Below are 6,595 nucleotides of genomic sequence, written 5' to 3' on the forward strand. Positions count from 1 at the left end.
GCCCAATTGGTAAAAATGGCACCTGTTATTAGGGAAATCGAATACCGTAATTGGCCGCTAGTCTTAATACACACTGGACAGCATAAAGAAGGGATAGAGGAACTTAAAAGTGATTTTCAAATAAAAACTGACTGGCAATGGCTTTATTCTAAAGATCAAGAAGTAAAAACCATATCCCATGCTTTCAAGTGGTTATTATCTTTGATTTCTGCCATTATTTTAAAACCCAATTCATTACTAGCTGGACTTAATTCATTTGAAAACAATATTATTCTTGTTCATGGTGATACTTTTTCTACCATACTTGGCGCATTATTAGGTAAGCGTATTGGAATAAAGGTTGCTCATGTTGAATCAGGACTACGGTCATTTAATTTTTTAAACCCTTTCCCCGAAGAAATTAATCGAATAATTACCTTTTATTTAGCAGATATCGCATTTTGCCCAGGTCAATGGGCAGTAAATAACTTAAATAAATATAAAAAACTAATAAAAATCGACACCGAGAACAATACCCTTCTTGATTCTCTAAAAATTGCTCTTGATTTCCCTTACAGAAATAACAACTATCCAGTGCCAACAGCCAATTATGGCGTTGTATCTATCCATCGATTTGAAAATATTTTTTATTCCACACGATTTAAATCAATTATTGACCAATTAATTGAAGTTGCTGATAAGCATCATCTTATATTCGTACTTCATCCTACAACACACAAACGACTGATTCGATCAGGACTAATTGAGAACCTAAATCAACATCCAGGCATAGAGCTTAGGGAACGCACAGGCTATATTAATTTCATCCATTTACTTGTTAAAAGCCAGTTTGTTATTACCGATGGCGGCAGTAATCAAGAAGAACTAAGCTACTTAAATATTCCGACTTTTTTAATGCGTAAAACAACTGAACGTCAAGAAGGGCTTGGTAGTAATGTCCAAATTGGAAATATCTCTGCCGATAATTTAAGGAAGTTTATCCGTGAAACTAAAACTCATTCAAATAAACAACTGTCTTTGCCTATCAATAGCCCCTCAAGAATAATTTGTAATGAAATAGCTTTTGCCACGACAAACTTTAATTACCCTCTAAAGCATATCGACCCATAAAATAATAATGTTCCAATCTTTTTTGAAAAATTATTTTAAATCCCTGTACGAAAGAACAATGACAGAAGCTTACTCGCTTGCATCTGAAAACATTATTTCTTCGTTAAAAGAAGGGGGGGCATGTTTAGATTGTGGTGCGAACACCGGATATTGGTTTGAACAATTAGCTTCCAAAATAGGCCTCACAAAAGAACTATACTATGGAATTGAGTGGAATAAGGAATGCGTGAAGGAAGCGCAAAAGAAACACCTGAACATTCAACAGGGTGACCTCAATAAGACACTTCCATTTGAAAATGATAAATTTACCTGTATTTTCGGCCTCTCGGTGCTGGAGCACTTATTAAACGGCTGCCATTTTTTAGGGGAATGCCACAGAGCGCTCAAGCCTGGGGGTAGCCTAATAATTTTAACCCCTAATATCAGCACTTATTTCACAGCATTCTTGATTCTCGCTGGCAGGATGCCATCAAGTGGCCCGCATCCTGACTCAAATGCTTTAGTGCAATCAGAAGAAATTTATAAAGTTAGCTCGACCAACCTTGTCTGGGATACTGAATCAGACACGCCTGTACATAGGCATTTGATTGTTTTTAGTTTTTTGGTGTTGGAAAAATATCTAAAATTGTTGGGATTTTCTCGAGTCAGAGGTTATGGTTTTGGGCTGTATCCATTACCAAATATCTTACAACCCCTAGCAGAAAAAATTGATCCTTGGCATTGCCACCAAATGGTTTTCATTGCCAAAAAATAGTTGTGCTCGATAATGCTCTACCTACCTCATCACAGATTGAGAGACTTCCAACAAATCTCGCAACAAGGATGCAGAATAAGCCCAGTCGCAATTGGAAGTGTATTCTTTTGTTTTACATGACAGGGCATCACAAACGCGGCTCGCCAACTGTTCGGCATCGCCGTTCTTCGCCAAACAATCAGGATGATCCCGCAAGATCCAGCTTGTACTGGCCGTACTTGAAGCGACGACGGGTTTACGGCAACCCATCGCTTCATACAATTTCACGGGATAACTGTAATTGCCGAATGCAGAATTAAGGTTAACCACTAGCAACACATCCATGACGTTAAGCAGTTTTGGCATAAGTTCGTCCGGAAGATAACCGAGATGTATCACTGCATTCCGAATGCTTTCCGGTATCTCCAAATTTTGCTCACAGCGCCCGGAAATAACCAATTTGGCATCGGGAACGTCATCAAGCAATAATTGCATCGCCTTAAACATTACCTCCATCCCACGATTTCTATACAGGGAGCCGCAATATCCAACCAAGGGCATCCCCTCTTTCAAGCCGAACCGCTTTCGAAGGCTGCCATCAATAATTGGCTGAAATATGGGGTCGGCAGCCATCGGAATAACCGACGCAGAACTGCCCTCACGACCTTGGCTCATCAAAGCCGCCAATTGCGGTCCGGCGGCGGTTAAAGCAGTGGCTTTTCTCAGCGCAGAACGCCAAGCCCAATGCAAGGGCTTAGCCCAAGGGATATAGCTTTCGTAATTATCGTAGGCATCGACAAGCGTCTTAACGCCGTATTTTTTTCCTAAATGAGTGGCTAAAATGCCGTACCACGTATCCGACAAACCAATGATCCAATCAGGCTTATAGGTTTGGACGAGCACCTGTGCCCGCCTGATATAAGCCAAAGGACCTACACTTTGAATTAGCGGACGCAGACTTTCTACGTACCATTCCATCCCATGGGCATAGCAATGAACTGGAGGCTCGTTATCGTATCCTAGCAGCAATATCGTTACATCGCACCCTTGTTGGGCGAGATGATAAGGCAAATAAAAAAAACGCCCGTAGGGGCGTGTCAAAAGGTCTCTTCCTTGGGGGCGGCGTTTGCAGAGGAATAGTAGGCGCATTAGTCAATAAGCTTGCTGTGCAATTTGTCCTATGCCTTGGTCATTTTGCTTCACGACTGAAAACTATTTATCATTATCGATGATAATTTATTCCATATAGCATCACGGTATAAATTAAAGTCTAATGAATTCAAGAAATAATTGCGTGCATTGTCAGAAAAATCCAAATCACATAAATCATTTAACTTGTCCGATATTTGACTTGGGTGACCAATCACGATGCCGAGTCTATGCAATGCGATTTCATCTGCATAAAGGCCAATTTTATTCACCATAACAGGAATGCCGTATCTTAAATAAGTGCTTATTTTTCCAGAGGACAACCCTAAATACTCAACGTTTTTTCCTGTATAGCGGAAGCTAAAGTCGGGCTGATAGAAAGCAAGCCCTACATTAACCCCAGAAAGTACATCCCCCATTTCGTCCACTGTTTGCGTTGCCGCATCGCTTATAAATATCTTTTTTCCTAAAAGAGGCGAAAGGCTACCGAGACTATCGCGTAGAGATTTATAAGTATTCCCGTAGCGATGATGAATTATAAGGACCCAATTTTCAGGCCATTTTGAGACATTTTCCAGCACTTGGTCAGCCATAGTCCAACCCGCTAAGGTGCCGATCATGATCGCCACTTTTTTTTCTATTGGGATGCCTAGGCTATCGCGTAAGCGATTATGCCCGGTTTTGCCAATTTCGGCTGATGCGAGAGGCAGAAGAATTTTGTTTGCTGGGTCAAGATCATTTTCAATTTGCACTTGTTCAGCCCTTATTCTATCTTGAACCAACCAAGCGGATACTTTTTGGGCTGCGTTTTTTTCTACCTGTTTGTATCGCAGTGAAGTTTCACATGCGAACATGATTTCGAACGATATGAATATATATGGCGTTCCAGTGATCTTATTAAGTACACTTGCTTCAATTAATCCTCGTCGATCTACGCCTATAAGTAAATCGTAATCTTTATAATGGACAAATTTTTCAATATAAACAGACAAATATATTAGTGTCCAAAAATAAAGCCCATCGATAACAAATAATTTAATCGCCTTTAAAAGATTCCCGTAAGGCAAAAAACGGATGCCTGGGTAGCTAGGTGTCGGTGCTCGTGATTTTGGGTAACGCAGGTCTATCTTGTAACCGTTTTCCAAAAATAAATCGATAATGCATTTCAACGAAGGATTGTTAAAGGCGTTTCCATCCGAGTTAATGATTAAGACTCGCTTCAGGCCATCATGCGAATTAATTTGTTTCTTCATGGCTGGGTTTCAATTTTCATCGGTGCATTAAAACGGCAAAACCAGACCAATCTTCGATGGTTAGGGGGGTAGATTTGAGCCAGGCGTAGCTATTAAAATCAACCCATATATCAGCGGAAGCCAAAAACCATAGCTCCGGCAAAAATAAATACCGCATACGGTGCGTTTCATTGAGCTGGGCCATTTTCCCAGTAAGCTTTTCTTTGATAAAGACCGAGTAATTTACGTCCACTAAATTTTCGTTTACATGCATCACCGGTTCAGCAATACGGGTGATTTTTATCATATCGTCTTCAAGGCGTTTGACTCGCACTTCGGGTTTTTGTGTCAGAACCGCAGGGCCATACCAATAATCATACAAAAACATCCCGCCAACGCTTAAATGGTCTGCGGCGGTAGCGAAAACGGCTTTCAAATCGGCATTGCTTGTTTGGTAACTCATGACATGAAAAAGTGAAATCACGGCATCATAAGCTTGGCCAGTGCGAACACTGCGTACGTCCCCACGGATAAAAGTAAGGCGTGAGCCGATGTCCTTGGGAAGTTTAGCTTTCCGGGCTTCAGCGCAAGCCAGCATGGTTTCACTCATGTCCACGCCAACGACCGCGAAGCCCAGCCGCGCTAAGTGTTCTGCGTGCGCACCCGTTCCGCATCCCAACTCAAGAATCTGTTTTGCATGGGGCAGGTATTTTTTGATGTGGGAAACAACGTATTCGGCTTCAGCTAAATAGTTTTTATCCCTATATAGCAAATCGTAATATTGTGAATACCCATCAAAAGTTTTCATTATATGTTGACGAAATCCATGTTTTTAATTAACTCAAACCTAAGGTCGTTTTTTAGTTTAAATTTTCGGAGCTCATAAAAATTTTCTTTATATTCGTATCCTTGTATGGCCTCATAAAAATTGCTCTCGAACCGCTCAGGATCGATAAAAAAAGCGTTAACACCATTTTGGTCAACAGTGATAAATTTATAACCCAAGCCTTCAAAGAATTTTGTCCATCCCTTTACCGATACCCCATAGAAAAGTTCGGTAGCGTGTGCCTTAGTAAAATCAAAATTCTCCTGATATTTAATAGTAATTGATTTTTCCTCCCCTAGCGTTGAGTTGTATTCAACAGCCATTACTGCAGGCTTTAGTCCCGCTTTGAAGAGATTTTCTGCAACATAAAAATCATTGCCATCTATATCGAGTGAAAAAAAATCGAGATCCGAGTACAACGCCGATTGCAGTAAGCCCGGAATATTGTCTTTCGTAACAAATATATTGATCGCTTCGACACCCAGATTCATCGACGACATGATTTTTTTCGAGATAGCGGAAGCCGCTTTATTTCCTTCAATCATTATGCCACTGTATTTTTTGACGACAGCTAAAAATGCCGTATTGTTTTCTACGCCATCAGAAGAACCGATTTCTATGAAATATCGATTAGGCACTTTAATATTGGCACACAAAGAATCAATAATCCCATCCTCACCATTTTGGCCAAACGCTGAAAACTCCCAAGTTTTAGGATCGCAATGGTCTATGTTTCTTAAGCCCTGGGAAAGCGCGCGTTGACAGTGCAATGCTTATCCTTTGTCTAACCAGTATGACAAAAAGAAAACGAATAATTTTTGATAACATATTATTATTCCTTCAAAATTTTTTGGATAGCTTCAGCAACTTGCGATATTTGGGCTGTATCCAGTGCAAGTCCGCTCGGGATATAAAAACCATCACGCCCCAATTTTTCCGCAACTGGATAAGACTCCCCAGCAAACAAGCCCATATTTCTAAAGACGGGCTGCAAATGCAGGGGATAAAAAAATGGCCGCGTCCCTATGCCTTGCTCGGACAAGCTTCTCATCGCATCGACAGCCTTAAAATCTTGAGAATTACTTAAAACCAATCCAAAGACCCAATAGATGTTATCGGCGTATGTTGTCCTTACCAACGGCAACTGCACCCCAGATAAGCCTTCCAACAATTCGTTATAGTGGCAACCCATTTCCCGCTTGCGAACGACAAACTCACCCAATCGCTCCAGTTGCGCCAAGCCCAACGCTGCCTGCATGTTGGTCATACGGTAATTCCAACCCAAGCGTTCATGAACGAAGCGTTTAGTGGGTTGAAAACAAAGGTTACGCAAGCTACGAGCTTGTTCTGCCAAGTCATCGTCATCAGTTACAACCATACCGCCTTCACCTGTGGTAATGTGCTTATTCGGGTAAAAACTAAACGTGCTAATCTCCCCAAAACTTCCGCAAGGCTTACCTTTGTAAGTTTGGCCTATTGCTTGTGCGGCATCTTCAATTATCTTAAGTTCATACTTTTTCGCCAATGCAAGTAATGGTTCCATAT

Annotated in this window: 7 protein-coding genes; 2 read left to right on the plus strand and 5 right to left on the minus strand. The window is 41.0% G+C overall.

The genetic code is table 11. The features are described from left to right. Positions 1-15: 15 nt before the first annotated feature. Entirely contained in the window at positions 16-1,110 is a 1,095-nt protein-coding gene (locus tag MGMO_RS17910; RefSeq protein ID WP_161808520.1) for a UDP-N-acetylglucosamine 2-epimerase, read from the plus strand. Between the two features lie 58 nt (positions 1,111-1,168). Further along, entirely contained in the window at positions 1,169-1,864 is a 696-nt protein-coding gene (locus MGMO_RS17915) for a class I SAM-dependent methyltransferase (protein ID WP_161808521.1), read from the plus strand. Positions 1,865-1,885: 21 nt separating this feature from the next. Here MGMO_RS17915 and MGMO_RS17920 read toward each other — a convergent pair whose 3' ends face one another. The 5 genes from MGMO_RS17920 to MGMO_RS17940 form a co-directional block, all read right to left on the minus strand. Next, positions 1,886-2,944, minus strand: coding sequence for a glycosyltransferase (locus MGMO_RS17920; protein WP_161808522.1), 1,059 nt, complete (start codon positions 2,942-2,944; stop codon positions 1,886-1,888). Between the two features lie 98 nt (positions 2,945-3,042). Continuing rightward, a complete protein-coding gene (locus MGMO_RS17925) occupies positions 3,043-4,245 on the minus strand; it encodes a glycosyltransferase family protein (RefSeq protein ID WP_023496504.1) in 1,203 nt (400 codons plus the stop codon). Between the two features lie 16 nt (positions 4,246-4,261). Then, on the minus strand, positions 4,262-5,032 hold the full coding sequence (locus tag MGMO_RS17930; protein ID WP_023496505.1) for a class I SAM-dependent DNA methyltransferase: 771 nt from the start codon (positions 5,030-5,032) through the stop codon (positions 4,262-4,264). Next, positions 5,032-5,820 (minus strand): hypothetical protein, encoded by a 789-nt coding sequence (locus MGMO_RS20400; RefSeq protein WP_023496506.1) that lies wholly within the window; start codon positions 5,818-5,820, stop codon positions 5,032-5,034. The genes MGMO_RS17930 and MGMO_RS20400 overlap by 1 nt, the downstream gene beginning before the upstream one ends. Positions 5,821-5,882: 62 nt before the next feature. After that, positions 5,883-6,595, minus strand: a 713-nt coding sequence (locus MGMO_RS17940; protein WP_023496507.1) for a DegT/DnrJ/EryC1/StrS family aminotransferase, incomplete at its 5' end; no start/stop codon positions are given.

The organism is Methyloglobulus morosus KoM1 (assembly GCF_000496735.2).
In the GTDB taxonomy this organism is placed as follows: domain Bacteria; phylum Pseudomonadota; class Gammaproteobacteria; order Methylococcales; family Methylomonadaceae; genus Methyloglobulus; species Methyloglobulus morosus.

Bases quoted from the DNA above. Each gene is read 5' to 3' on its own strand.
- MGMO_RS17910 (WP_161808520.1), top strand. From the start codon at position 16: ATGGCACCTGTTATTAGGGAAATCGAATACCGTAATTGGCCGCTAGTC.
- MGMO_RS17915 (WP_161808521.1), top strand. From the start codon at position 1,169: ATGACAGAAGCTTACTCGCTTGCATCTGAAAACATTATTTCTTCGTTA.
- MGMO_RS17925 (WP_023496504.1), bottom strand. From the start codon at position 4,245: ATGAAGAAACAAATTAATTCGCATGATGGCCTGAAGCGAGTCTTAATC.
- MGMO_RS17930 (WP_023496505.1), bottom strand. From the start codon at position 5,032: ATGAAAACTTTTGATGGGTATTCACAATATTACGATTTGCTATATAGG.